Consider the following 24,541-nt stretch of genomic DNA (forward strand, 5'->3'; position numbering starts at 1 on the left):
GCGTGCCGGCGGACGCCCGGGCGGTGACGCGAGGGCGGGGGCGCGGAGCGAGGGGCAGGGGTGAGGGCACGCGCCTGTCGGCGTGCATCCGCACCCCGCGATTCAGTTTGACCGCCCATTCAAAATGCGCGGGGAACCGGAAGCCGGTACCCTATGTCACCTTTTTTGCCGCGGTGCCCACGTCCATGCTGTTCCAACACGTCGCCATTGCCGGTCTGGCCCACATCGACGCCCCGCGGCGGCTGACGTCGGACGAAATCAACGCGCGCCTCAAGCCCACGCTCGACCGCCTCAACATCAAGACCGACGTCCTGCAGGACATCGCCGGCATCCACGCCCGGCGGCTGTGGGACGACGACGTCCAGGCCTCCGATGCGGCCACGCTCGCCGCGGTCAAGGCGCTGGCCGATGCCGGCATCGACCCGGCCAAGGTCGGCCTGCTGGTCAACACCTCGGTCAGCCGCGACTACCTCGAGCCGTCCACCGCGTCGATCGTCAGCGGCAACCTCGGCATGTCCGACACCTGCCAGAACTTCGACCTCGCCAACGCCTGCCTGGCCTTCCTCAACGGCATGGACGTGGCCAGCCGCATGATCGAGCGCGGCGAGATCGACTACGCGCTGGTCGTCGACGGCGAGACCGCCAACCTCGCCTACGAGAAGACCATCGAGCGCCTGCTGTGCCCGGAGGCCACCGAGGAGGACTTCCGCAACGAGCTCGCCACGCTGACGCTCGGCTGCGGTGCCGCGGCGATGGTGCTGGCACGCGCCGAGCTGGCTCCGGGCGCACCGCGCTACAAGGGCGGCGTGACCCGCGCGGCCACCGAGTGGAACACCCTGTGCCGCGGCAACCTCGACCGCATGGTCACCGACACCCGGATGCTGCTGATCGAAGGCATCAAGCTGGCGCAGAAGACCTTCATCGCCGCCAAGGCCAAGCTCGGCTGGGCGGTCGAGGAGCTCGACGAGTTCGTGATCCACCAGGTCAGCAAGGCGCACACCGCCGCCTTCATCAAGGCCTTCAACATCGACCCGAAGAAGGTCATGACCATCTTCGGCGAGCACGGCAACATCGGCCCGGCCTCGGTGCCGATCGTGCTGTCGAAGCTGCGCGAGGACGGCCGCCTGAAGAAGGGCGACCGGGTGGCGCTGCTGGGCATCGGCTCCGGCCTGAACTGCTCGATGGCCGAGGTGGTCTGGTAACACCGGCCACACCTTCGTCGTGATCCGGGGCCGGCCTGTCCGGCCCCTGTCATGTCCGCCCGCGGCGGCCTGACCGGCCCGGCGCTCCGCCACGCGCGACGCATCGGTTCGCAGGCGCGGCACGCGCCACGCGCGCCTGGCACACCCACCCACATCGACCGGCGCCACCGCGCCGCGCGCTGGTGCAGATCCCATGGAATTCGGCCTCGACGTCCTCGCCCTGCTGGCCCTGGCCGCATTCGTCGCCGGCACCATCGACGCGATGGCCGGCGGTGGCGGGCTGATCACCATCCCCGCGCTGATGGCGGCCGGGGTGCCGCCGGTGCAGGCGCTGGCCACCAACAAGCTGCAGTCGAGCTTCGGCACCAGTGGCGCCGTCTACGCGTTCGCCCGTCGTGGCTGGATCGACTTCCGGCGCATCGCCTGGCCGGCGGGCGGCGCGTTCGCCGGCTCGGTGGGCGGGGCACTGGCGCTGCAGGCGGTGGATCCCTCGTTCCTCGCCGGGCTGGTGCCGCTGCTGCTCATCACCATGGCCGGCTACTTCCTGTTCGGCCCCAAACCCAGCGAGACCGATACCCGTGCGCGGCTGGGCGAGGGTGCGCTGGTGGCGACGATGACCGCGCTGGGCTTCTACGACGGCTTCTTCGGCCCCGGCGCCGGCTCGTTCATGGCCACCGCACTGGTGGCGCTGTTCGGCATGGGTCTGGTGTCGGCCACCGCGCATACCAAGTGCCTCAACCTCGCCAGCAACGTCGCGGCGCTGATCACCTTCGTCATCGGCGGCCAGGTGCTGTGGCTGCTGGGCCTGGTGATGGCGGTGGCCAGCCTCGCCGGCGGCCAGCTCGGCGCCCACCTCGCGCTGAAGGTCGGCAGCCGCGCGATCCGCCCGCTGCTGGTGGTGATGTCGCTGGCGCTGACGGTGAAGCTGCTGGCGGACGCGGACAACCCGCTGACTGCGTGGCTCAGAACTTTCCTTGTTTGAACATGTCTGGCCTGCTGGGAAAGAAAAGGTCATCGATCTTTCCTTGAGCCCGCCATGGACGTTCGCAAGGAAAGTCACAGGTCGGCAGACCGGACCCCGCAGAACCCGAACCGCCGTTGCGGCTTACTGCGCGAAAATGATTCGTGTCGAAAAATTAGGTCTTTCTGGACATGTCCGTGCGATCATGTCGATCCGATCGACATGAGCAACGCGGATGGATCCCAAGCAGCCGTTCAATGAACTTCCCACGCTGCCACCCCCGGGGGATCTCGAAACCCGCGACCTCCTGAAAGCGTGCATCGAGGCGCACAAGGCCTTGGCTTCACTGCGGCAGGCGACAGGTCACCTGCCGAACCCGGCCGTCCTGATCAATACGATTCCGGTCCTCGAGGCGCAGGCAAGCTCCGAGATCGAGAACATCGTCACCACCACCGACAGCCTGTTCCGTTTCGCCAGCCACGCCGAGGCCGCGGATCCTGCCACCAAGGAAGCATTGCGATACCGGACTGCGCTGCAGGAAGGTTTCCAGTCGCTGCGCCAGCGGCCCCTGTGCACGGGTACGGCCGAGGCGGTCTGCACCCGGATCAAGGGCGTGCAGATGCAGGTACGCCGCGTGCCCGGCACCGCCCTGGCCAACCAGCAGACTGGCGAGGTGATCTACACGCCACCGGTAGGCGAGGCGCTGCTGCGCGAGAAGCTGGCCAACTGGGAACGGTTCATCCACGACTGCCGCGACATCGACCCGCTGATCCGCATGGCGGTCGCGCACTACCAGTTCGAAGCCATCCATCCCTTCACCGATGGCAACGGGCGGACCGGTCGCGTGCTCAACCTGTTGATGCTGGTCGAGCAGGACCTGCTGGACCAGCCGGTGCTCTATCTGTCGCGCTACATCATCGAGCGCAAGGCCGACTACTACCGCCTGCTTCTGGAGGTCACCCGCGAGGGCAACTGGGTGGAGTGGGTGGCGTGGATGCTTGATGCCATCACCGACACCGCACGCTGGACCGGTGCCAAGATCGATGCCATCCGCCGCCTGCATGAGGCGGCCGCCGAGTGGATCCGTGCCGAGCGACCCAAGGTGTACAGCCGGGAACTGGTGGACGTGATCTTCAACCAGCCCTACTGCCGCATCCAGAACGTGGTGGAGATGGGCATCGCCAAGCGCGAGACCGCCGCACGCTACCTGCGCGAGCTGGTGGACATCGGCGTGCTGCAGGAACAGCGCATGGGCAAGGAAAAGCTGTTCCTGCACCCGGCCTACCTGCGCCTGCTGTCCGATGGCAGCCATGCGCCGCAGCAGTACCGTCACCTGCAGGAGCGCAAGCACTGATGGCCGACTACGACGCACTCGACCGCCCGGCGTTGATCCGCCTGCTGCAGCGGCGCGATGCCGAACGCCAGCTGGGCCTGGTGTGGGAGCGTGATGAAATCGACGCCGACAGCGCGGTCAACAGCGACTACGTTGCGCTCGAACTGGATGCGGGCCTGAGCCATGGCGACGCACCCTGGGACAACCTCATCATCGAAGGCGACAACTTCGACGCGCTGCGCGCGCTGCGGGCCAGCCACAAGGGCGCCATCAACTGCATCTACATCGACCCGCCCTACAACACCGGCAACCGCGACTTCGTCTACAACGACCGCTTCGTCGACCGCACCCACCGCTTCCGCCACTCGCTGTGGCTGGAATTCATGTACCGGCGGCTGCAGCTGGCCAAGGAGCTGCTGGCCGATGACGGGGTGATCTTCGTCAGCATCGACGACAACGAGCTGTTCCGGCTCGGGATGTTGATGGATCGGGTGTTCGGGGAGGACAACAAGATCGGAACCGTAATTTGGAAGAACGTAACCGACAACAACCCGAGCAGGGTCGTCACGGAACACGAATACCTACTTTTCTACGGCAAGAACAAGTCTTCTGTGCCGGCAGAATGGAAGTCCTCCGAGGTTGCAACGAAAGCGGCAATGCTCGCTGTTGAGGAAGAGCTGCTTTCCGCCTATGTCGACGACACGGAGCTTCAAGCTGAGTACACAGCTTGGTTCCGCAACAACAAGGATCAACTTAGCCCGCTCGACAACTACAAATTCATTGATCGTGCTGGGATTTACGCGGGAAGTAGAAGCGTGCATAACCCCGGCAAAGAAGGCTACCGCTATGACGTGTTCCACCCGGAAACTCAGCAGGCATGCACGCAGCCGCTGATGGGATACAGGTTCCCTAAGGCAACTATGGACTCGCTGCTTGACCAGAAGCGGATATTGTTCGGATCAGATCACAACAAGTTGATCGAACTGAAAATCTATCTACGCGACTACAGATCGAAGCTATCTAGCGTTATTGATCTTGATGGGAGATCTGGGGCGAACGAACTGCGCGCGATTTTCAATAACGAGAAAGTATTCAACAACCCTAAGCCGGTGGACCTGCTGTCGCGTCTGTTGTCCTTCGTTACATCTGAACAAGACGTAGTTCTGGATTTCTTTGCCGGGTCCGGAACAACTGCGCAGGCGGTCACTCAGCTCAACGCCGAAGACGGCGGCAACCGCCGCTTCATCCTGGTCAGCAGCACCGAGGCCACCGACGACCAGCCGGACAAGAACCTGTGCCGCGATGTCTGCGCCGAGCGCGTGCGCCGGGTGCTGGGCGGCTACACCAATGCCAGGGGGCAGGACGTGCCGGGGCTCGACGGCGGCTTCGCCTATCTGCGCGCACGACGGGTGCCGAAGCACCGCATGAGCCAGAAGCTCGATCACGCGGAGATCTGGAACGCGCTGCAACTGCTGCACGCGCGGCCACTCACGCCCTGGCCGGGCGACGGCTTCGCCGTCGACGTGGCCGGAGACGGAAGCGCCTTCGGCTATCTCGCCAACGCCTATCCCGCCAGCTGCGCCCGCATGCAGGCATGGCTCGAAGCGCATGGCGACGAGCCGGCCACGCTCTACAGCTGGGCGCCGGAGCGCTGGCGCACCGCCGGCTCACCGCACGACTGGCGGCCCATCCCGCAGCACCTGCGCGAACGTTTCGGACGCTGACATGCCTGCACACCTCAAACAGTTCCAGCAGACGGTGTGCGACGGCATCGTCGCCCGCTTTGCCAATGTCCGCGCGCTGTACGCCAGCCTGTCCGCCGCTGCGCCGGAGCGGTTGGCCGAGGCACGCCGCAACGATGCCGCGGTGGTGCTGCAGGCGCCCACCGGTTCGGGCAAGACGCTGATGGCCATCGAGGCCATGCGTGCGGTGTCGACGGCCGAACGCGTGCTGTGGTTCTGGTTCGCGCCGTTCACCGGGCTGGTCGACCAGTCGCGCCGCGCGCTGGCGGCGCAGGCACCCGAACTTGCGCTGCTGGACCTCGGCAGTGACCGTCACCCGGACGCAGTGGCGGGCGGCGGCGTGTTCGTGGTGACCTGGTCATCGCTGGTTGCGCGCAGTGCCGACAGCCGTCGCGCACGGCAGTCCGGCGACAGCGGGCTGGCCATCGATACCGTGATCGCACTGGCGCGGGAGCAGGGCGTGCGCATCGGCTGCGTCGTGGATGAGGCCCACCATGGCTTCCAGCGTGCGGTGCAGGCGCGCGCTTTCTTCGCCGACGTGCTGGAGCCGGACTACGCGTTGCTGATGACGGCCACGCCGCGCGACGCGGACATGGCCGCGTTCGAGCGCGCCACCGGCTACACCGTGGGTGACCCGGCCGACTGGGCGTCGGTCGGTCGTGCCGATGCGGTGGATGCGGGGCTGCTCAAGCGCGGCGTGCGCATGGTCCGCTTCATTGCCCGCGACGGTGACACCGCGCAGCTGGTCGACTTCGAGCACCTTGCGCTGCGCGAATGTGCGGCCATGCACCGGCGCATCCGCGACGAACTGCAGGCCCAGGCGATTCCCCTCACGCCGCTGATGCTGGTGCAGGTACCCGATGGCCGCGCGGCCCAGGAGGCGGCGCGGCGCTACCTCGTGGAAGAACTCGGCTTTGCGGAAAGCGCCGTGCGCGTGCACACCGCCGACGAGCCCGATCCCGATCTGCTATCGCTTGCGCAGGACCCCACTGTCGAGGTGCTGGTGTTCAAGATGGCCGTGGCACTGGGATTCGATGCGCCGCGCGCGTTCACCCTGGCCGCGCTGCGTGGTACGCGCGACGTCGGCTTCGGCATCCAGGTGATCGGCCGCATCGTGCGGCGCCATGCGCTGCTGCAGGCCCGGACCGGCGTGCCGCCCGTGCTGGAGCACGGCTATGTATTCCTCGCCAACTCCGAATCACAGGAAGGCCTGCTGCAGGCGGGTACGCAGATCAACACGCTCACCACCCAGGCGCCGGAGCTCGGCACGCAGACGGTGATGACGGTGATTGGCGACGCCGCGCAGCTGCAGATCGTGCGCAGCGGCGAACCCCTGAGCCTGCTGGTGTCCGGCGGCGTTGCGAGCGTCGTCGACACCTCCGGCGACGGGAGCACTCGAACCGCCGCCGTGCAGGATCCGGACGTTGCGCTGGCGGATACGCCGTTCACTGGTTACGCCGCCACGACGCAGGCGCTGCTGGCGCTTACCGGTGGCGAGACCCCGGCTGCGTCGGCGACTGCCGGCGCCGCATCCCCGGTCAGTGCCGCGCTCGCGTTGGCCGAGGAACACATCTACCGCTATCACCGGCGCGCCGATGCGCCGGCCAGTCTGCGCGGCGAGCGGATGCCGCCGGTGCCTGCCGACTTCGAGGCCGGGCTGGCCGCGCATGTGGATTTCTCGCTGGAAGTCCTCAACGAGCGCACGCGCCGCCGGGTGCAGGTGCAGCGTGTGGAAGGCGGGCTGTTCGATGCAGGGACGGTCGCCGAGGATGGCGAGGACGTCTGGGCAACGATGTCGCCGGAAGCGCTCGCCGAGCGGGCCGAACAGATCCGCTTGCGCCTGCCGGAGTCCAACGACCGCGAGCTGTATCGCCGCTTGCTGGAGCGCTTCATCGCGGCTGTCGAAGCCTCCGGCGCGGACGTGCCTGAGGACGAGGAGCTGCGGATGCAGCAGCTCGATCTCGTGCTGGTGCGTCGTCCACGGCTGTTGCGCGATGCATATCGGCGCATGCGCCAGCACCAGGTGCTGGACGTCAACGTAGGGTTGCCTGCAGAGCTGCACAGCGACCAGCGTCTGCGCCCCGCCGTCCGCGCGCTGTATGGCGTGTTCCCCACGGGCCTGAACCCGGACGAGATCGCGATCGCCGAACTGCTGGACGCGAGTCCGCTGGTCCGCTGGTGGCACCGCAATCCGTCCCAGACGGGTGTCGGCCTGTACCGGTGGGACGACGGTCGTGGGTACTATCCGGACTTCGTGGCGTGCATCGAGGGGCGTGCGGGCGCCGGTGTGGTGATGCTCGAGCACAAGGGCTTCCACCTGTGGGGTGATCCCCCCGAGGTGGACAAGGCGGGCGCCGTGCACGGCGAGTACGGCCGTGTGCTCATGGTGGGTCGCAAGCGCGGCGAGCGCGAATTCGTCTATCTCCGCGAGCTGGACGGTCGCCTGCAGAGCGACGGGGCTTTCAGCATCGACCGGCTGCGATTTCCCTGAGTCGGGCGCGGCAGCATCCGCGATGGCGGGTGGTGCCCGTCCGGCGATCAGCTACGCCGCCCCGCCTCAGCCCGCGTGCTTTTCGCGATGGTTGCCGGCGTGGTGCATCAGCCGGTCGGTCCAGGCGATGCCGATGGCCGACAGGATGAAGATGGCATGGATGATCGCCTGCCACATGATGCCGTCGGGGGTGTAGGTGGTGCAGGTGCGCACGTTGGCGGCGCCGCCCATCTCCATCCACAGTTTCGCCGCCTGCAGCGCGTCGACGGTGCCGCAGGTCGGCAGGCCGCCGGCCATGCCGGCCTCGATGAAGGTCTTGAGCAGGTGGATCGAGCTGATGCCGATGATCGCCATCGCCAGCTTGACCTTGAGCACGCTGGCGTTGACGTGGGACAGCCACTCCGGCTGGTCGGGATGGCCTTCCAGCCGCAGCCGCGACACGAAGGTCTCGTAGCCGCCGACGATCACCATCACCAGCAGGTTGGAGATCATCACCACGTCGATCAGGCCGAGCACGATCAGCATGATCGCCTGCTCGCCGAGGCTGGCCGCACCGTGGATCAGGTGCCAGAGCTCCTTGACGAACAGCACGACATACACGCCCTGCGCGGCGATGAGGCCGAGGTAGAGCGGAAGCTGCAGCCAGCGGGAACTGAAGATCAGCCCGGCGAGCAGGCCGGGCGGGGTGGTGGTGGCGGGGGAGGACATCCAGGCGCCGCAGGACAGGGCGGCGCAATGTAACGACCGCGCCGGCATCCTGCCAAGCGCCGCGTGTGGCGGCTGCCGTCAGTGCTCGATGGCCTCGCTGCCGATCAGCGTCTGCAGTTCGGATTCCAGCACCGAGATGCGCGCCGCCAGCCGCGCCGCCTCGTCCGGGCCCACGTGCACCAGACCGTCGAGCAGCTCGGACAGGCGCAGCAGGCGCTCGCGCTGGTCACGCACCGCCATCCGCGTGCGCCGCGCGCGCAGGTCGCTGACCTGCACGTGCAGGTCGCTGCGCCGGTAGCGCTCGCGCAGCAGCATGCTCAGGCGGTCGGCGGTGCGCTGGTCGGCATCGCTCCACGGCAAGCTGCGCCCGCGCACCACCTCGTGCCAGGCGGAGAAGGAACGGCGTGGGCCGAGGCGGTTGCCGCTCGCGTCGAGCTGCATCGGCTCGCCAGGCGGCCCCGCCCAGCGGACCTCCTCCACCTCCTCGCAGCGGAAGAAGAACAGCCAGTCGCCGGTGGCCGGATCCAGCGGCAGCGCCAGCACGCCGGCAAGGCCGTCGCCGTCGACGTCGCCTTCCCAGTCGCTGGCATTCGCGGTGGCGATGATGTTCGGTGCCGAGCGGTGCTCGGCCCAGCGCACCAGGCGTGGCTTCGCGTCCGCGCCCGGCGTACGCCCGGCGGTGTGCCACTGCCCGCGCTGGAACAGCGCCACGCCGTCGCTGGCCACGGCACGCAGCAGCAGGTCGAGGTTGTCGGGCAGCGCCAGGCGCGGGTCGGGCGCGGCGGCCAGGCGCAGGGACAGGGTGTCGCGCACCTGGCGTGCGTCGTCTTCCTGCGCCACCGCGCGCTGCTGGTCGCGCGCGGCGATGCGCATCGACACGAACAGGCCGAACAGGTCGGCCGAGGCGCGCACGCCCGGCGACAGCCGGCGCGGCGTGCGGTGGTGGCAGGCGATCAGCCCCCACAGGCGGCCGCCGCCAACGATCGAGATCGAGGCCGATGCCGCCACGCCCATGTTGCGCAGGTATTCCATGTGCACCGGCGACACGCTGCGCAGCGCATGCTGGCCGAGATTGAGCGGATCGCCATTGGCGTGGCGGTCGGGGATCACCGGCACCGGCACGTAGGACACGTCCGGGATCACCCGCACGCGGTTGCGCAGGTACAGCGCACGCGCCTGCGCCGGAATGTCGGAACCCGGATAGCGCAGGCCGAGGTAGGAGGGCATGCCCGGATCGCGCGCCTCGGCCACCACCTCGCCGGCATCGTCGTGGCGGAAGCGGTAGATCATCACCCGGTCGTAGCCGGTCAGCAGGCGCACCTGTTCGGCGACCTGCTGGTTGAAGCCGTCGGCATCGTCGTGGCCGGCCAGGCGCGAGATCATCGCCTGCGCGGCCATCGTCGGCGAACGTTCGCCCGAGGCGTTCTGCGGCTGCACCTCGATCTCCAGGTGCACCAGGCCATCGGCCACGTGCACGCCGATATCGCACAGCTGCGCCATCGGCCCGATATTGCCGATCGCGGCGCGCTGCGGCGGTGCGCCGGCTTCGGTGAAGCCGATGGTCTCGGCGATCGGTTCGATCAGGTCGCTGGTGAAGAACTCGCGCAGCGACTGCCGCAGCATGTCTTCCGGCGGGTAGCCGGTGACCTCCTCGATGTTTGCCGACACGTGGCGGATGGTCCAGTCGGGCAGCGCGCAGCTGATCATGTAGCCATGCGGCTGGATCGCGCCGGACTGGTGGATCGGTTCGCGTGCGCACGCGGCGAGCGCGCGGTCGAGGAGCTTGGTCATGGCACATCGTCCAGAAGGAGCGCACGGCGCAGGCCGGCTTCGGCGGCGGCGAACGCATCGTGCGCGCCCTCGACGAGCAGCGCTTCGCGTGCAGGTGGGAGTGCCGCTTCCGCGAGCTGTTGCAGCACCGCCGGCCATTCGCCGTCGATGGCGTGGCGGTCGAGGAAGCGGGCGCCGCGCTGGGCGGTGAATCCCAGGCGCTGCGCATCGCGCCGCAGCAGGCGCGCGCCCATGCTGCTTCCTGCTATCACGTAGCGCCAGCCGAGGCGTTCCTCCGCACCGGTCGCGCGCTGCAGCCTGCCGCACGGCGGCAATGGGGGCAGTTCCAGTGCAACCAGGTCCGCGGACAGCCACAGCGAGCGCAGCGGAGGCTCGTCGAGGACCGCTTCGGCATCGCTGATGAAGCGGTGCATGCCGCGCAGGTAGGCGTGGTAGGTGGCGACGTCGGCCAGGCCGCCCGCAAGCAGCCCGTCGAGCTGCCGGTGGGCGGACAGCGTTGCTTCTCGCAGCCGATCGCGCAGATCGGCGACGGGTTTCAGGGCGGTCAGAGGCATCGGTCGATGATACAGATCGGGCCGGCCGCAGTATTCACTTTCGTGGCACCCGCGTGAACGAGTCAGGTTCAGCCGGACGTGGCTGCGGCGTCCCTGCCCGCCGTGGGTGCCGGTACTGCCGGTGGCAGGACGCGCCGGGTGCCCGCGATAGAATGGCGCGCCGCCGGATTCCGGCATTCCAGGCGTTGTGCGTGCAATTTCCCGATTACCCGTTCCAGGGCCGGCGGATCGAGGTCCGGCCGGGCGTGCTCCAGAAGGGTGTGCTCCAGCACGTGCTCGACGAGGGCCCGCGCGATGGCGAGGTGGTGCTGATGCTGCACGGCAACCCGTCGTGGAGTTACTACTGGCGCCACCTGGTGCTCGGGCTGCGCGACCGCTACCGCTGCATCGTGCCCGACCACGTCGGCATGGGCCTGTCGGACAAGCCCGACGATGCGCGCTATGCGTACACGCTGCAGTCGCGCATCGACGACCTCGACACCGTGCTCGACCGCCTCGGCATCGACGGGCCGGTAACGCTGGCGGTGCACGACTGGGGCGGCATGATCGGCTTCGGCTGGGCGCTGCGCGATCCGTCGCGCGCGCGCCGGCTGGTGATCCTCAACACGGCGTCATTCCCGCTGCCGGCGGCGAAGAAGATGCCGTGGCAGATCGCCTTCGGCCGCGACCTGAAACTCGGCGAGCTGGTGATCCGCGGCTTCAACGCGTTCTCCGCCGGTGCGTCGTGGATCGGGGTCGAACGGCGGATGCCGGCGGCGGTGCGCCGCGCCTATGTCGCGCCGTACGACAGCTGGGCCAACCGCATCTCCACCGTGCGCTTCATGCAGGACATCCCGCTGGGCCCGGAGGATGCCGCCTGGCCGCTGCTCGAAGCAGCCGGCCGTGCGCTGCCGGGGTATGCTGACCGCCCGGCCTTTATCGGCTGGGGACTCAAGGATTTCGTGTTCGACCATCATTTCCTCGACGGCTTCCGCCGCGCGCTGCCGCAGGCCGAGGTGCAGGCCTTTGACGACGCCGGGCACTACGTGCTCGAGGACCGCCACGAAGTACTGGTGCCGCGCATCCGCGCCTTCCTGGACGCGCATCCGCTGCAGGCGGGGTAAGGCACGGGCCGGCGATCGGGGACGATCCGGACGACGACTCGATTCCCCGCTCGTCGTCCCGCGAGGGCCGGGTTGGGCCGGGAAGGCAGGGGGCGCGGGCGGCCCACCGCGGCCGCAGGGGGATGCCCAGCCGGATGGCTCCGCGTCCTGCTACCACATCCGTCGCCGGCCATCCATGGCCGGCTCTGGACATCCCCCTGCGGCCGCGGCGGGCCCCGACCTGTCGTGGCGTCGGGACGAAGATCAAAGGCGAAGAGCAGCGTCGCGCAGCGGAGGCCCCCCATCCGCCCCTTCGGGGCAACCCCAAACACCTCGGGGGCAGGCTCTTCTCCTGCGAGCAGAACAAGGATGGTCACAGCGACCTGGTCGGCCACCGCGCCTGCCCTTCCTGCCGAAGCCGGCGAACGTCCGGGCCCGTCGCGTGCACCGGGGGTGTGCTCCCAGCCGGCCATGGATGGCCGGCGGCCGGCCGTGGTAGCTGGACGCGGACTCCGGCCGGGGGAGCACACCCCCCGGTGCGCGTGACGGGCAGCGCGACCGCGAACGAAGCCCCATCGCCGGCGAAGCACGCGCGACGGGCTGCGCGCCCCGGAACGGAGGCAACTACCGGTGCGCGCGACGGGCAGCGCGACCGCGAACGAAGCCCCATCGTCGGCGAGGCCCGCGCAACACGGGCAACGCGACCCGGAACGAAGCAGGTACCGGCCGCGCGACGGGCAATGCCTGCCCGGCGCGACCTCACGCCGCCAGCGGCGGTGCCGGGGTGGGCGGGTCGCGGTCGTGGTCGCCGTCGTCCGGCCAGCCCTCGTTGGCGGCCTCGCGCCAGGCCCAGTCGCCCGGCTGCAGCGGCGCCAGGCCGTGGGCGGTGCGGGCGCGGTCGCACTGCGGGCTCGGCCGGCCGTGTTCCCAGGCCGCCTCCACCTCGCGGCACACCGACGGCCGCGACGGATAGATCGCGCAGCCGGCGCGCACCCCGATCTCGGCATCCAGCGCGGTGCAGCGCGACGGCAGCGAACGGGTGCCGCGCATCACCAGCCGGTGCGGGTCCAGCGGTTCGGTGAGCGCGGCCGGCACCGCGCCGCCCAGCGCGGGGTCGGCTTCCGACCAGTGGAACGCGACGCGGAAGGTGGCGCAGCAGGCGCCGCAACTCAGGCACGGATGGGTCATGCGTGCGGCCGCGAAAGGAGGGGGGCGGGCGCGCGATTCTCCGCCGCCACCGCGGTGCCGGCAATCACCGGCGGTTGTTCCAACGATCGGGTCAATGACGTCACGCGTGACGTCATTGACGTCATCGTTCATATCGCGGACCTCATCGATGAGGTCGGCGATATCAACGATGAGGTCGCGCACGTCAACGATGAGGTCGCGCACGTCAACGATGAGGTCGCGCACGTCAACGATGAGGTCGCGCACGTCAACGATGAGGTCCGCGATATGACGCGTGAGGTCGTGGACGTGATGCATGGGGTCGACGACGTCATGGATCAGGTCGCCGATCTCACCGGTGACGTCGGCGACCCACCCGCCATGTCCGCCCCGTGCGCGGAGCCGGTGACCCCGCGGGCGGCGCCCGATGCACGCCGGGGCGGGTGGCGGGCGCCTGTATCCTTGCCCGCATGAGCGTAGAACCCGATTTCCCGCGCGCCGCCGTGCCGGCCGCGGGCGCCTGCAACATCGCCGCGGTGCTGCCGGAATTGGCCGCCGCCTCCGCCGAGCGCGTCGCCATGCACTGCCCCGGCCGCGATGGCGGTTACGGCGTGCAGCTGACCTACCGCGAGCTCGATGCGCGCAGCGACGCCATCGCCGCGGGGCTGGCCAGCCACGGCATCGTGCGCGGCACCCGCACCGTGGTGATGGTGCGGCCGACGCCGGAGTTCTTCCTGCTGATGTTCGCGTTGTTCAAGGCCGGCGCGGTGCCGGTGCTGGTCGATCCCGGCATCGACAGGCGCGCGTTGAAGCAGTGCCTGGACGAGGCGCAGCCGGAGGCCTTCGTCGGCATTCCGCTGGCGCACATCGCGCGGGTGGTGCTGGGCTGGGCGCGTTCGGCGCGGGTGCGCATCACCACCGGCACGCGGCGGCTGTTCGCCGATGCCACGCTTGCCGAAGTCGAGCGCGCCGGCGCCGGTGCCGGGCCGCAGCTGGCGGCCACCGATCCCGACGACATCGCCGCGATCCTGTTCACCAGCGGCTCCACCGGCGTACCCAAGGGCGTGGTCTATCGCCACCGCCATTTCGTCGCCCAGGCGCGGATGCTGCGCGATGCCTTCGGCATCGAACCCGGCGGCGTCGACCTGCCGACCTTCCCGCCGTTCGCGCTGTTCGATCCGGCGCTGGGGCTGACCTCGATCATCCCCGACATGGATCCCACGCGGCCGGCATCCGCGGACCCGCTGAAGCTGCACCGCGCGATCGAGCGCTTCGGCGTCGACCAGCTGTTCGGCTCGCCGGCGCTGATGCGGGTGCTGGCCGAACATGGCCGCCCGCTGCCGACGCTCCGCCGGGTGACCTCGGCCGGGGCGCCGGTGCCGGGCGACGTGGTCGCGCGCATGCGCGAGCTCTTGCCCGACGATGCCAACTTCTGGACTCCGTACGGCGCCACCGAATGCCTGCCGGTGGCGGTGATCGAGGGCCGCGAGCTGATCGCGCTGCGTGCGCGCACCGAGGCCGGCGCCGGCACCTGCGTCGGCCGCGCGGTGGCGCCCAACGAGATCCGCATCATCCGCATCCGCGACGACGCGATCGCGGACTGGTCGCAGGCCGAGGAACTGCCGGCCGGCGAGGTCGGCGAGATCACCGCCGCCGGGCCCACCGTGACCGACAGCTACTTCAACCGCGACGCGCAGACCCGGCTGGCGAAGATCGCCGAAACCGTGGCCGACGGCAGCACCCGCATCGTCCATCGCATGGGCGACCTCGGCTGGTTCGACGACGAGGGTCGGCTGTGGTTCTGCGGCCGCAAGTCGCACCGGGTGGAAACGACCGCGGGGCCGCTGTACACCGAGCAGGTCGAGCCGGTGTTCAACACCCATGCGGAGGTGGCGCGCTCCGCGCTGGTCGGCGTCGGCGACGCCGGGGTGCAGTTGCCGGTCGTGTGCGTGGAGCTGCGCGGCAGCGCCGATGCCGCGGCGCGCAACCGCATCGCCGCCGAACTGCGTGCGATCGGCCAGCGCCATGCGCATACGCAGGCGATCGCACTGTTCCTGTTCCACCCCGGGTTTCCGGTCGACATCCGCCACAACGCCAAGATCGGCCGCGAGAAACTCGGCCGCTGGGCGACGCAGCGGATCGAGCGGCGTGCGGGAGCACAACGATGAAGGTGGTGGTGACCGGCGGCGGTGGCTTCCTCGGCCAGGCGCTGTGCCGCGGGCTGGTGGCGCAGGGACATGCGGTGGCGAGCTTCAATCGCGGCCATTACCCGGCGCTGGATGCGATCGGCGTGGAGCAGCGGCGCGGCGACCTCGCCGATGCGGCGGCGGTGCGCGATGCGTTCGCCGGTGCCGATGCCGTGTTCCACAACGCCGCGAAAGCCGGCGCCTGGGGCAGCCATGACAGCTACTACCAGGCCAACGTGGTCGGCACCCGCAACGTGCTCGATGCCTGCCGCGCGCATGGCATCGCGCGGCTCGTCTACACCTCCACGCCCAGCGTCACCCATCGCGCCACGCATCCGGTCGAGGGCGGCACCGCCGACACCGTGCCCTATGGCGAGGACCTGAAGGCACCGTACGCGGCCACCAAGCGCATCGCCGAGGAGGAGGTGCTGGCGGCCAACGATGCGACGCTTGCCACCATCGCGCTGCGCCCGCGGCTGATCTGGGGCCCGGGCGACAACCAGCTGCTGCCGCGGCTGGTGGAGCGCGCGCATGCCGGGCGGCTGCGCTTCGTCGGCGATGGCATGAACCGCATCGACACCACGTTTATCGACAACGCCGCGCAGGCGCACCTGGATGCCTTCGCGCATCTCGAGCCGGGTGCCGCCTGCGCCGGGCGCGCCTACTTCATCAGCAATGGCGAGCCGATGGCGGTGCGCGACATCGTCAATGCGCTGCTCGAAGCCGCCGGAGCGCCGCGGGTGGAGAAGACCATCCCGTTCCGCGTCGCCTATGCCGCCGGTGCCGCCTGCGAGGCGCTGTGGCCGCTGCTGCGCCGCAACGACGAACCGCCGATGACGCGCTTTCTTGCCGAGCAGCTGGCGACCACCCACTGGTACGACATGGCCCCGGCCACGCGCGATTTCGGCTACGTGCCGCGGGTGTCGGTTCACGAGGGTTTCATCCGGCTGAAGGCGAGCTGGCAGCGCTGATACACCCATCACCCGATGATGACTGGGGGCTGGCCACGATGAGGGCCACGCCACTTCCGGCACACAAGGGAGACCCCCGATGCTCAGCTATGCCGTCATCTTCTTCGTCATCGCCATCATCGCCGCCGTGCTGGGCTTCAGCGGTATTGCCGGGGCCGCGAGCAACATCGCCTGGATCCTGTTCGTGGTGTTCCTGGTGCTCGCCGTGATCTCGATGATCCGCGGCCGCAGGGTGTAACGCGCTGCAGATCGCGATTGCACGAAGCCCGCCGCAAGGCGGGCTTCGTCGTTGTGGGCGGCAGATACGGGCGGCATCGCGACCCAATGCGCCGGCACATGGCGGCGACCGGCGCGCCGCTACAATGCCGCCATGGCCGCATCCCCGTTCCCCCGTGTCCTCGCCTGGAAGCCGCTTGCCGGCCGTGCGCTCGAACTGGCGCTCAACCAGCTGCTTGCGCTCGATCCCGACACCCGCGACGCGGTACGCCGCCTCGACGGGCGCCACGTGGTGGTGCGGCTGGCCGCCCCGGAGCTTGCGCTGCGGCTGGATGTCGACGGTGACCGCCTGCGGGTCGGCGCGGTCGATGCGGACGCCGACGCGGACCTCTCCGTGCGCGGCACGCTCGCCGGCCTGCTTGCGCAGCTGCCGCTGCTGCAGCGCTCCGGCGCGTCGGGCACCGGGCGCGTGCGTATCGAAGGCGATGCCGATCTCGCACGGCAGCTGCAGCAGCTTGCACGCGGCTTCGATCCCGACTGGCAGGCGCCGTTCGTGCGCGTGTTCGGCGAGGTCGCCGGCGTGCAGATCGCGGACCTGTTGGCCGCTGCGTTGCGGCGTGCCGATATCGCCGGGCGCAACCTGGCCGGCACCACCGCCGAGTTCCTGACCGAGGAATCGCGCGACCTGGTCGGCCGCAACGAGCTCGAGGCCTTCCTCGACGATGTCGATGCGCTGCGCGACGGCGTCGAGCGCGTCGATGCACGGGTGCGGCGCCTGCGCACGCTCGCGTCCGAACGGGGCATCACCATGCCCGGGGCTGGCCGATGAGTGCGACCCGGCGTGCCCTGCGCATCGGCCGCGTCCTCATCCGCTACCGCCTCGACGACCTGCTGGCCGACACCGCCGCGGAGCGCTGGCTGCGGCTGATGCGGCCGTTCGTGCCGCGTGCATCGCCCGAAGTGGCGGCGATGCCACCCGGCGTGCGGCTGCGCCTGGCGCTCGACGAACTCGGGCCGATCTTCGTCAAGTTCGGACAGATCCTCTCCACCCGCCGCGACCTGATCCCGCCGGCGATCGCCGCGGAACTGGCGCTGCTGCAGGACAGCGTCGCGCCGTTCGACGGCGCCCAGGCGCAGGCACTGGTGGAAGCCGCGCTCGGCCAGCCGATCGACGTGGCATTCGCGCGCTTCGACACGGTGCCGCTGGCCTCGGCCTCGATCGCCCAGGTGCATGCCGCCACCCTGCATGGCGTGGGCGGTGCACCCGGGCGCGAGGTGGTGGTCAAGGTGTTGCGGCCCGGCGTGGAAACGCGGATCGCCGCCGACATCGCGCTGTTGCGCCGCATCGCCGCGCTGGTCGAACGCACCCATCCGCGCGCCGACAGGCTGCGCCCGCGCGAGGTGGTGGCCGAGATCGAAAGCACGCTGGCCGCCGAACTTGACCTGCAGCGCGAAGGCGCCAATGCCTCGGTGTTGCGGCGCAACTGGCTGGGCTCGGATGCGCTGTACGTGCCCGAGGTGGTGTGGTCGCACACGGCCGAACGCGTGCTCACGCTCGAACGCGTGCATGGCATTCCGAGCGATGACATCGCCGCGCTGGATGCCGCCGGCATCGACCGTCGCGCGCTCGCCGCCAGGGGCGTGCGCGTGTTCTACGAACAGGTGTTCCGCGACAACTTCTTCCACGCCGATGCGCACGCCGGCAACATCTGGGTCGATCCGGATCCGGCGCGCGCGCGCGATCCACGCTTCATCGCGCTGGATTTCGGCATCGTCGGCCAGCTCTCGCGCGAGGACCAGTACTACCTCGCCGAGAACTTCATGGCGATCTTCAACCGTGATTACCGCCGCATCGCCGAACTGCACCTGGAGGCCGGCTGGATGCCGCCGCACCTGCGGCTGGACGAGCTTGAAGCCGCGGTGCGCGGGGTGTGCGAGCCGTACTTCACCCGGCCGCTGTCGGAGATCTCGCTGGCCGAGGTGCTGGGCAAGCTGTTCCGCACCGCGCAGCGCTTCCAGCTGACCCTGCAGCCGCAGCTGATCCTGCTGCAGAAGACCCTGCTGTCGATCGAGGGCCTGGGCCGGCTGCTGGATCCGAAGATCGACATCTGGGCCGAGGCGCGGCCGGTGCTCGAGCGCATCCTGCGCGAGCGCTACAGCCCGCGCCGGCTGGCGCGCGAGTTCCGCCGCCGGTTGCCGGAACTGGTGACCCATGCGCCCGACATGCCGGTGCTGGTGCACGCCTGGCTGCGCCAGCAGGTCGAGGGCCGCCACGAACTGCGCATGCGCTCGTCCGACCTCGCCGCGCTCAATGACAGCGTGCACGGGCTGCAGCGGCGCGTGGTCGGCGCGATCGTCGGCGTCGGCCTGCTGATCGCGGCGTCGGTGCTGTATGCGCTGGAAGCCGGCGGCGCGTCGCTTGCCGGCATCCCGCTCGCCGCCTGGGCGGCCGGCCTGGGCGGGCTGTGGGCATTGCTTGCCGCCTGGCCGCGGCGTGGGCGTTGAGCGCGTACGACCAGGCTCCCGCCCGCGCGGACGCATGAGCGCACATATGGATCTCTCTCCCCCGAGCCCAGGGCGCATGGGCGTTTGCATGCACCCTTCTCTCGTCTGCGCGAGACAGATCGGCAGGATTGCCGATCTGGACGGCGAACGCCGCCCGGAGGGTGAGCGCCATGGATGGCGCGAATCCAGGTGGCGCGAAGCGCCGGATGAGGGTGCTCCCCGCCACGCCCGGACGCCGGTGCGCCGCCCCATGTCCGCGTCCGCATGACGGATTCCATCCCCGTCCTCCACGCGGACGACCTGCTCGCCGTGGTCGACAAGCCGGCGGGACTTGCCATGCACGACAGCAGGCTTGCCCGCGGCGAGCCGGAGTTCCTGGTCGATCGCCTGCGCGCGCAGTTCGACCGCCCGGTCTACCTCGCCCACCGCCTCGACCGTGCCACCAGCGGCTGCGTGCTGGTCGCGTTCGACCGCGAGGTGGCCGGCATGCTCGGCGAGCAGCTGATGTCGCGCACGGTCGACAAGGAATACCTCGCGGTGTGCCGCGGCTGGCCGGCGGAGGTGGAGTTCACGGTCGACCACCCGCTCGACGGCGGCCCCGGCAAGCCGTTGAAGAAACCGGCGACCACCTCGTTCGAACGGCTCGCCACCGTCGAGCTGCCGATGCCCACCGGGCAGTTCGACAGCGCCCGCTATGCGCTGCTGCGCGCGCGCCCGTTGACCGGCCGCTTCCGGCAGATCCGCCGGCACCTCAAGCACCTTTCGCACCACCTGATCGGTGATACCAGCCACGGCGACGGCCGCCACAACCGCAATTTCCGCATGCTCGGCATCCACCGCATGCTGCTGCACGCCTCGGCGCTGTCGTTCCGGCATCCGGGCGATGGCCGCGCGCTGCGGGTGGAGTGCGAACCCTCGGGCGAGTTCACCCGCGCGCTGGCGCTGTTCGAACCCGCGCCGGCGGAACGGCCGCCTGCCACGCCGTCGCCCTGAGCCTGGACCGGGCGCATCCCGGAAGCGGCGATCCGTACGTCGGGCATCCGCGGATGCGGCAACGCCCTGTCGGGGCGAACGGCCCTCGCCGGGGCAATTGCGGCGAGGGCGCCATGGGGGCCGGGATGCCGCGTCGGCGAGCCGCCGACGCGTTGCACCGCCGGCCGGTCCTGCGCCTATTCGCCTGCGGCGATCGCGCGGATGTCCTGCTCCATGTCCTGCAGCATCGGGATCACCATCTGCTGCACCGCGGCCATGGTGTTCTGCATGAGCTGCGGCATGCGGTCGAGCAGCTTCTGCCCGGCGTCACTGGAATAGAAGCCGATCATCGCGTCCATGTCCTCGCTGGTGAACGTGGCGAGGTAGATGTCGCGGTACACCGGTTCCAGCTTCTCCCAGGCCAGTGCCTCCACCATGCGCGCCTGGTTGCGTTGCATCAGCTGTTCGAGCTGCGCGCGTCCGGCGGCGTCGAGTTCCTGCCCGGCGGTGAGCTGCGCGACCATCTGCTGCTGCGACATCTGCACCTGCGGCAGGATCGCATCGACGGTCTCGCGTGCACGCATCACCTCCAGCAGGCGGTCCGCCTGCGCGGCGGTCGGTGGCGCGGCGAACGCGGCGGGGGCGAAGGCGAGGGCCGCCACGAGGGCAAGGGTCTGCAGGTGCTGGCGCATCGGACATCCTGGTCATCAAGGGAGCGCGGATGGTCCGCGACGCGTCCGCAGGCGTCAAACCGCGGATCAGACGCCCATGTAGCGCCCGGGACGGTGGTTGAACATGATCACCAGGCTCAGCACCGTGGCCCCGATCGCGGAATACAGCACCAGCCCCGGCTCGAACAGCAGCAGCGCCAGCGTCATCAGCGCCGCGTCGAAGGCCATCTGGATGCGGCCGGCGCTCCAGCCGCGGCTGCGCTGCAGGTACACCGCGAGGATGCCCACGCCGCCGAGGCTCGCGCGGTGGCGGATGAAGAACAGGATGCCCAGGCCGGTGAGTGCCCCACCGACGATCGCGGCGTACAGCGGCGACAGCTCCGCCGCCGATACCCAGCGCGGCAACGCATCGGCCACCCAGCCCACCGCGGCGACCGCGCAGAAGGTCCTGATGGTGAACTCCCAACCCATCCGCCGCGCCGCCAGCCAGTAGAACGGCAGGTTCACCAGCACGAAGGTCAGGCCGAACGCCCAGCCCAACGCGTGGTGCAGCATCAGCGCAACGCCGGCCATGCCACCGATCACCAGCCCACCTTCGGCGAAGACCCCGAGGCCGAGCGAGGCGGTCAGCGTCGCCAGCAGCAACCCCTGTACGTCTTCGGCAACGGTGTGGCGCGCCGCGGCGGCCGCGGCCGGCGTTCCGGCGGAATCGGGCGGTGGGGTCAACGGGCCGGAGGTGACCGGCATGGTGCCGGCGTCCGCATGGGCCTGCGGGGCGGGGTCTGGTGGCGCGGGCACGGCGGTGTCCATGGGGTGCTTTGCTGCGGCGCAGCATGATCGCAGCCACGCACTGCCGCGACAATCCCGCCCGCAGTGCCTCGTTCATCGCCCCCGCGTGTCTCCAGCAGCCTTCCGGCCCCCGCCCGGCACGCGCGCGCGTGCCCCGTCGCGGGCGATCGGGCGTGAGCGCGCGCTACGAGGTCCCGGAGGACGAGATCGTGGAGCGCTTCGTGCGGGCCAGCGGCCCCGGCGGCCAGAACGTCAACAAGGTCTCCACCGCGGTCGAGCTGCGCTTCGACATCGCCGGCTCGCCCACGCTCGACGACGCGCTGCGCACCCGGCTGCTGGCGCGACGCGACCGCCGCGTCACCGCCGACGGCGTACTGGTGATCAGCGCGCAGCGCTTCCGCACCCAGGAGCGCAATCGCGAGGACGCCCGCGTGCGGCTGCAGGCGTTCATCGATGCCGGCCTGCATGTGGATGCCCCGCGCATCGCCACCCGGCCTACCCGGGCCTCCAAGAAGCGCCGCCTTGATGGCAAGCGCGCACGCAGTGACATCAAGCGCGGCCGTGGCCGCCCTGACTGGAGCGATTGAGTTGGACCCGACCCGCGAACGCCAGGACGACCTCCTGATCCCGGTTCCACCCAACGTGCCGCGCGTGAAGCCCAACCGTTTCACCCGCTGGCTGGCGCGGACCATCCTGCGTATCGGCGGCTGGCGGGTGGTCGGCGAGCTGCCGGACGTGCCGCGGCTGGTGCTGATCGGCGCGCCGCATTCCTCCAACTGGGACGGGTTGTGGGCGTTCAGCGCCAAGGTCGCGCTGGGCCTGGACATCCGCGTGCTGGGCAAGGATTCGCTGTTCCGGATGCCCGGACTGGGCTGGTTGCTGCGCCGGCTCGGGGTGATCCCGGTCGACCGCTCCGCGGCCAGTGGCGTCGTGCTGCAGGCCGCGCAGCTGCTGCGTACCCGCGAACAGCTCTGGTATGGCCTGGCCCCGGAAGGCACCCGCAAGCGCGTGGAGCGCTGGAAGCCCGGCTTCTGGAAGATCGCCAAGTCCGCCAACGTGCCGATCCTGCGGATGTACCTGCACTACCCGGACCGGGTGGTCGGCTTCGGCCCCCTGTTCCACCCGGGCGCCGACCTCGCCACCGACATGGCCGAACTGCGCGAGTGGTACCGCCCCTGGATCGGCAAGAACCGGGGGACGATCTGAAGCCTGCACGCGCCGCCCTGGCAGGTAGCCTGGCGCTGTTGCTGGGTGCGGCGGGCGTCTGGCTGTGGCTGTCCCGTGAGGAGGCAGGCCCCGCGCCGGTTGCCGGGACCCCGTCTGCCGCGGCAGGCGGCGCCGCCGTCGGGCAGGTGCCGGCGCCGTGGGCGCCGTTGCCCCCGCCGGGGCAGCCACTGCGACTGGTGGCGGCCGACCTGCGGGCGCGGGCCGACCGCGGTGATGCCCGCGCCGCCTGCAGGCTCGCCGCGGAAGCGATGTACTGCGATGGCGCCTGGCTCGCGGCGCGCGAGGCGGAGCGCAGTGCCCAGCGTGTGTTGGCCCACGTCGCGAAAATGCCGGTCGATGCCGGCACCCGCGAGCGCGTCCGCGGACAGCAGGCAGCGGCGGAGGCGAATCTCGCCGCGACCGAGGCGCGGTGCGGCGGGGTCGACCCGCTGGACCCCGCCGAGCGCGTGCACTACTGGCGGCAGGCGGCGTTGGCCGGCCATCCCGCGGCAATGCGCCACTACGCGGTCGGCAACGCGTTCCGCTGGCGCGACGTGGTGGAGGTTGCGCCACAGCTCGATATCTACCGGCGCGAAGCCGAGTCGGTTGCCACCCGGGCCGCGCGCGCGGGCGATCTGGACCTCGCCATCGCCCTCGGGCTGGCTTATCTCGGGACCCGAGACGACCCGTCCTGGCGCCCGTTCCTTGCCCAGGTGCTGCGGCCCGATCCCGCGCGCGCACTGGCGTGGTTGCAGGCGGCACGCGCGCATCCGGCCGTCGTCGCGCTCCCGCCCGGCCATGCACTGCGCGAACGCCTGGATGCGGGACTCGAGGAAGCGGCCGGGCAGCTGCCGCTCGACAAGCCGGTGCCAGCCCCGGAAGCCCTGCCAGTGCTCGCGGGCGTGGTGCCACGGGCGGATCCCCGCAATGGCGGCATTGGCGATATCGACCCGACGGCCTGCGACGCGGAGCTCCTTCGCCGGCACTGACCCTCAGCGGTCGGAGTGCGCGCCGCGCCTGGCGCCATGGGCGTCGAACAGGTCCGGCTTGATCAGCTCGATGAAGGCGCGCGCCTGCGGCGACGGGCGCTTTCCCTTGCGCATCACCACCCCGTAGCTGCGGCGCGGGAACCAGCGCGCCAGCGGGCGCGCGGTCAGGTGCGCGAGGTCGGCGCCGTCCAGGCACATCGCGGTGACGATGCTGATGCCCAGGCCCATCGCCACGTAGCGCTTGATCACCTCCCAGCCGCCGACCTCCATCGCCACCGTGTACGGCACCCGGTGCTGGTGGAACACCATGTCGACCAGGCGGTAGGTGGTGAGCCGGCGTGGCGGCAGGATCAGGCCATAGGGCGAGAGATCCTCCAGCGCCAGCTCGGCCTTTTCCGCGAGCGGGTGGCCGTGCGGGGTGATCAGCATCGGGTCGAAGCGGTAGACCGGCGCGTAGTCCAGATCGCCGGGCACGTCGAGCATCGAACCCACCGCAAGATCGACCGCGTCGCGGCGCAGCAGGTCGAGGCCGCCTTCGCCGGTCACGTTGTGCAGGTGCAGGCGCACCTCCGGCTGCGCCATCCGGTAGGCGGCGATGATCGGCGGCAGCAGGTGGAGGATGGTCGCGGTGCCGGCGGCGATCTGCAGTTCGCCGGCGTCCATGCCGCGCAGCTGGTCCCTGAAGGCCGTGGTCAGCCCGTCGAACTGCTCCACCAGCGGGCGCGCCAGCTCGTACAGCGCCTCGCCTTCGCGGGTCGGCACCAGCCGCCGGCCGCTGCGCTCGAGCAGGCGGACGCCGAGGTCGCGCTCGAGCGCCTGCAGTTGCAGGGTCACCGCGGGCTGGCTCAGGAACAGTGCCTCGGCTGCACGCGACACCGAACCGAGCCGGGCGACCTGGCAGAACGCCCGCAACGGCTTCAGGCGGTCGCCCTTGTAGGCGAATACCGCGCCGGATCGCGATGGATTGGCGGATTTTGGCGGCATATGAGTTCGCCTTATGCAAGC

At 70.1% G+C, this 24,541-nt stretch carries 23 protein-coding genes; 16 read left to right on the forward strand and 7 right to left on the reverse strand.

The genetic code is table 11. The features are described from left to right. Positions 1-185: 185 nt before the first annotated feature. The 5 genes from LDO11_RS00370 (at position 186) to LDO11_RS00390 (ending at position 7,729) form a co-directional block, all read left to right on the forward strand. Positions 186-1,202, forward strand: a complete 1,017-nt coding sequence (locus LDO11_RS00370) for a 3-oxoacyl-ACP synthase III (RefSeq protein WP_232139746.1) — start codon at positions 186-188, stop codon at positions 1,200-1,202. A gap of 193 nt (positions 1,203-1,395) precedes the next feature. After that, positions 1,396-2,184, forward strand: coding sequence for a TSUP family transporter (locus tag LDO11_RS00375; RefSeq protein ID WP_232139747.1), 789 nt, complete (start codon positions 1,396-1,398; stop codon positions 2,182-2,184). Positions 2,185-2,398: 214 nt separating this feature from the next. Then, positions 2,399-3,517, forward strand: a complete 1,119-nt coding sequence (gene fic / locus LDO11_RS00380; protein ID WP_232139748.1) for a protein adenylyltransferase Fic — start codon at positions 2,399-2,401, stop codon at positions 3,515-3,517. After that, on the forward strand, positions 3,517-5,220 hold the full coding sequence (locus LDO11_RS00385) for a site-specific DNA-methyltransferase (protein WP_435574566.1): 1,704 nt from the start codon (positions 3,517-3,519) through the stop codon (positions 5,218-5,220). The genes fic and LDO11_RS00385 overlap by 1 nt, the downstream gene beginning before the upstream one ends. A gap of 1 nt (position 5,221) precedes the next feature. Further along, positions 5,222-7,729: a DEAD/DEAH box helicase family protein gene (locus LDO11_RS00390; RefSeq protein WP_232139749.1), complete on the forward strand. Its 2,508-nt coding sequence runs from the start codon at positions 5,222-5,224 to the stop codon at positions 7,727-7,729. 66 nt (positions 7,730-7,795) lie between these two features. Here LDO11_RS00390 and LDO11_RS00395 read toward each other — a convergent pair whose 3' ends face one another. From LDO11_RS00395 to LDO11_RS00405, 3 genes are all read right to left on the reverse strand, one after another. Beyond that, positions 7,796-8,437: a TIGR00645 family protein gene (locus LDO11_RS00395; RefSeq protein WP_232139750.1), complete on the reverse strand. Its 642-nt coding sequence runs from the start codon at positions 8,435-8,437 to the stop codon at positions 7,796-7,798. Between the two features lie 78 nt (positions 8,438-8,515). Continuing rightward, complete coding sequence (locus LDO11_RS00400; protein WP_232139751.1) at positions 8,516-10,228, reverse strand: GAF domain-containing protein; 1,713 nt, start codon at positions 10,226-10,228, stop codon at positions 8,516-8,518. Beyond that, positions 10,225-10,782 (reverse strand): biliverdin-producing heme oxygenase, encoded by a 558-nt coding sequence (locus LDO11_RS00405; protein ID WP_232139752.1) that lies wholly within the window; start codon positions 10,780-10,782, stop codon positions 10,225-10,227. Before LDO11_RS00405 ends, LDO11_RS00400 begins: the two co-directional genes overlap by 4 nt. Before the next feature lie 191 nt (positions 10,783-10,973). On the opposite strand from LDO11_RS00405, the gene LDO11_RS00410 reads away from it, so the two are divergent. Further along, a complete protein-coding gene (locus LDO11_RS00410; RefSeq protein ID WP_232139753.1) occupies positions 10,974-11,885 on the forward strand; it encodes an alpha/beta fold hydrolase in 912 nt (303 codons plus the stop codon). Between the two features lie 738 nt (positions 11,886-12,623). On the opposite strand, the gene LDO11_RS00415 is transcribed toward LDO11_RS00410, so the two are convergent. Beyond that, positions 12,624-13,052 carry a YkgJ family cysteine cluster protein gene (locus tag LDO11_RS00415; RefSeq protein WP_232139754.1) on the reverse strand — a complete coding sequence of 143 codons (429 nt, stop codon included), beginning with the start codon at positions 13,050-13,052 and terminating at the stop codon, positions 12,624-12,626. A gap of 54 nt (positions 13,053-13,106) precedes the next feature. On the opposite strand from LDO11_RS00415, the gene LDO11_RS00420 reads away from it, so the two are divergent. From LDO11_RS00420 to LDO11_RS00450, 7 genes are all read left to right on the forward strand, one after another. Then, the gene (locus LDO11_RS00420; RefSeq protein WP_232139755.1) at positions 13,107-13,505 is read left to right on the forward strand and encodes a methyl-accepting chemotaxis protein; all 399 of its coding nucleotides are present in this window, start codon (positions 13,107-13,109) and stop codon (positions 13,503-13,505) included. Beyond that, positions 13,502-15,199 (forward strand): olefin beta-lactone synthetase, encoded by a 1,698-nt coding sequence (gene oleC / locus LDO11_RS00425; RefSeq protein WP_232139756.1) that lies wholly within the window; start codon positions 13,502-13,504, stop codon positions 15,197-15,199. Before LDO11_RS00420 ends, oleC begins: the two co-directional genes overlap by 4 nt. After that, complete coding sequence (gene oleD / locus LDO11_RS00430) at positions 15,196-16,188, forward strand: 2-alkyl-3-oxoalkanoate reductase (protein ID WP_232139757.1); 993 nt, start codon at positions 15,196-15,198, stop codon at positions 16,186-16,188. The genes oleC and oleD overlap by 4 nt, the downstream gene beginning before the upstream one ends. Before the next feature lie 79 nt (positions 16,189-16,267). Then, positions 16,268-16,426, forward strand: coding sequence for a DUF1328 domain-containing protein (locus tag LDO11_RS00435; RefSeq protein WP_100323834.1), 159 nt, complete (start codon positions 16,268-16,270; stop codon positions 16,424-16,426). Positions 16,427-16,558: 132 nt separating this feature from the next. After that, entirely contained in the window at positions 16,559-17,233 is a 675-nt protein-coding gene (locus LDO11_RS00440) for a ubiquinone biosynthesis accessory factor UbiJ (RefSeq protein ID WP_232139758.1), read from the forward strand. Beyond that, positions 17,230-18,909: a ubiquinone biosynthesis regulatory protein kinase UbiB gene (ubiB, locus tag LDO11_RS00445; RefSeq protein WP_232139759.1), complete on the forward strand. Its 1,680-nt coding sequence runs from the start codon at positions 17,230-17,232 to the stop codon at positions 18,907-18,909. The genes LDO11_RS00440 and ubiB overlap by 4 nt, the downstream gene beginning before the upstream one ends. 264 nt (positions 18,910-19,173) lie before the next feature. Next, positions 19,174-19,902, forward strand: a complete 729-nt coding sequence (locus LDO11_RS00450; protein WP_232139760.1) for a pseudouridine synthase — start codon at positions 19,174-19,176, stop codon at positions 19,900-19,902. A gap of 176 nt (positions 19,903-20,078) precedes the next feature. Here the strand turns inward: LDO11_RS00450 and LDO11_RS00455 are convergent, their stop codons facing one another. Together LDO11_RS00455 and LDO11_RS00460 are read right to left on the reverse strand one after the other, a co-directional pair. Continuing rightward, positions 20,079-20,573 carry a DUF2059 domain-containing protein gene (locus tag LDO11_RS00455; RefSeq protein ID WP_232139761.1) on the reverse strand — a complete coding sequence of 165 codons (495 nt, stop codon included), beginning with the start codon at positions 20,571-20,573 and terminating at the stop codon, positions 20,079-20,081. A 66-nt stretch (positions 20,574-20,639) separates the two neighbouring features. Then, positions 20,640-21,299 carry a YitT family protein gene (locus LDO11_RS00460; RefSeq protein WP_232140303.1) on the reverse strand — a complete coding sequence of 220 codons (660 nt, stop codon included), beginning with the start codon at positions 21,297-21,299 and terminating at the stop codon, positions 20,640-20,642. 215 nt (positions 21,300-21,514) lie between these two features. Here LDO11_RS00460 and arfB point away from each other — a divergent pair, with 215 nt between their 5' ends. The 3 genes from arfB (at position 21,515) to LDO11_RS00475 (ending at position 23,536) form a co-directional block, all read left to right on the forward strand. Beyond that, complete coding sequence (arfB, locus tag LDO11_RS00465) at positions 21,515-21,928, forward strand: alternative ribosome rescue aminoacyl-tRNA hydrolase ArfB (RefSeq protein ID WP_232139762.1); 414 nt, start codon at positions 21,515-21,517, stop codon at positions 21,926-21,928. A 1-nt stretch (position 21,929) separates the two neighbouring features. Further along, positions 21,930-22,547 carry a lysophospholipid acyltransferase family protein gene (locus LDO11_RS00470; RefSeq protein ID WP_232139763.1) on the forward strand — a complete coding sequence of 206 codons (618 nt, stop codon included), beginning with the start codon at positions 21,930-21,932 and terminating at the stop codon, positions 22,545-22,547. Between the two features lie 197 nt (positions 22,548-22,744). After that, complete coding sequence (locus tag LDO11_RS00475; RefSeq protein ID WP_232139764.1) at positions 22,745-23,536, forward strand: hypothetical protein; 792 nt, start codon at positions 22,745-22,747, stop codon at positions 23,534-23,536. A 3-nt stretch (positions 23,537-23,539) separates the two neighbouring features. On the opposite strand, the gene LDO11_RS00480 is transcribed toward LDO11_RS00475, so the two are convergent. Further along, positions 23,540-24,520 carry a LysR family transcriptional regulator gene (locus LDO11_RS00480; protein WP_232139765.1) on the reverse strand — a complete coding sequence of 327 codons (981 nt, stop codon included), beginning with the start codon at positions 24,518-24,520 and terminating at the stop codon, positions 23,540-23,542. Positions 24,521-24,541 lie beyond the last annotated feature (21 nt).

Origin of the sequence: Alterluteimonas muca (assembly GCF_021191595.1) — a bacterium.
GTDB classification, from domain to species: domain Bacteria; phylum Pseudomonadota; class Gammaproteobacteria; order Xanthomonadales; family Xanthomonadaceae; genus Luteimonas; species Luteimonas muca.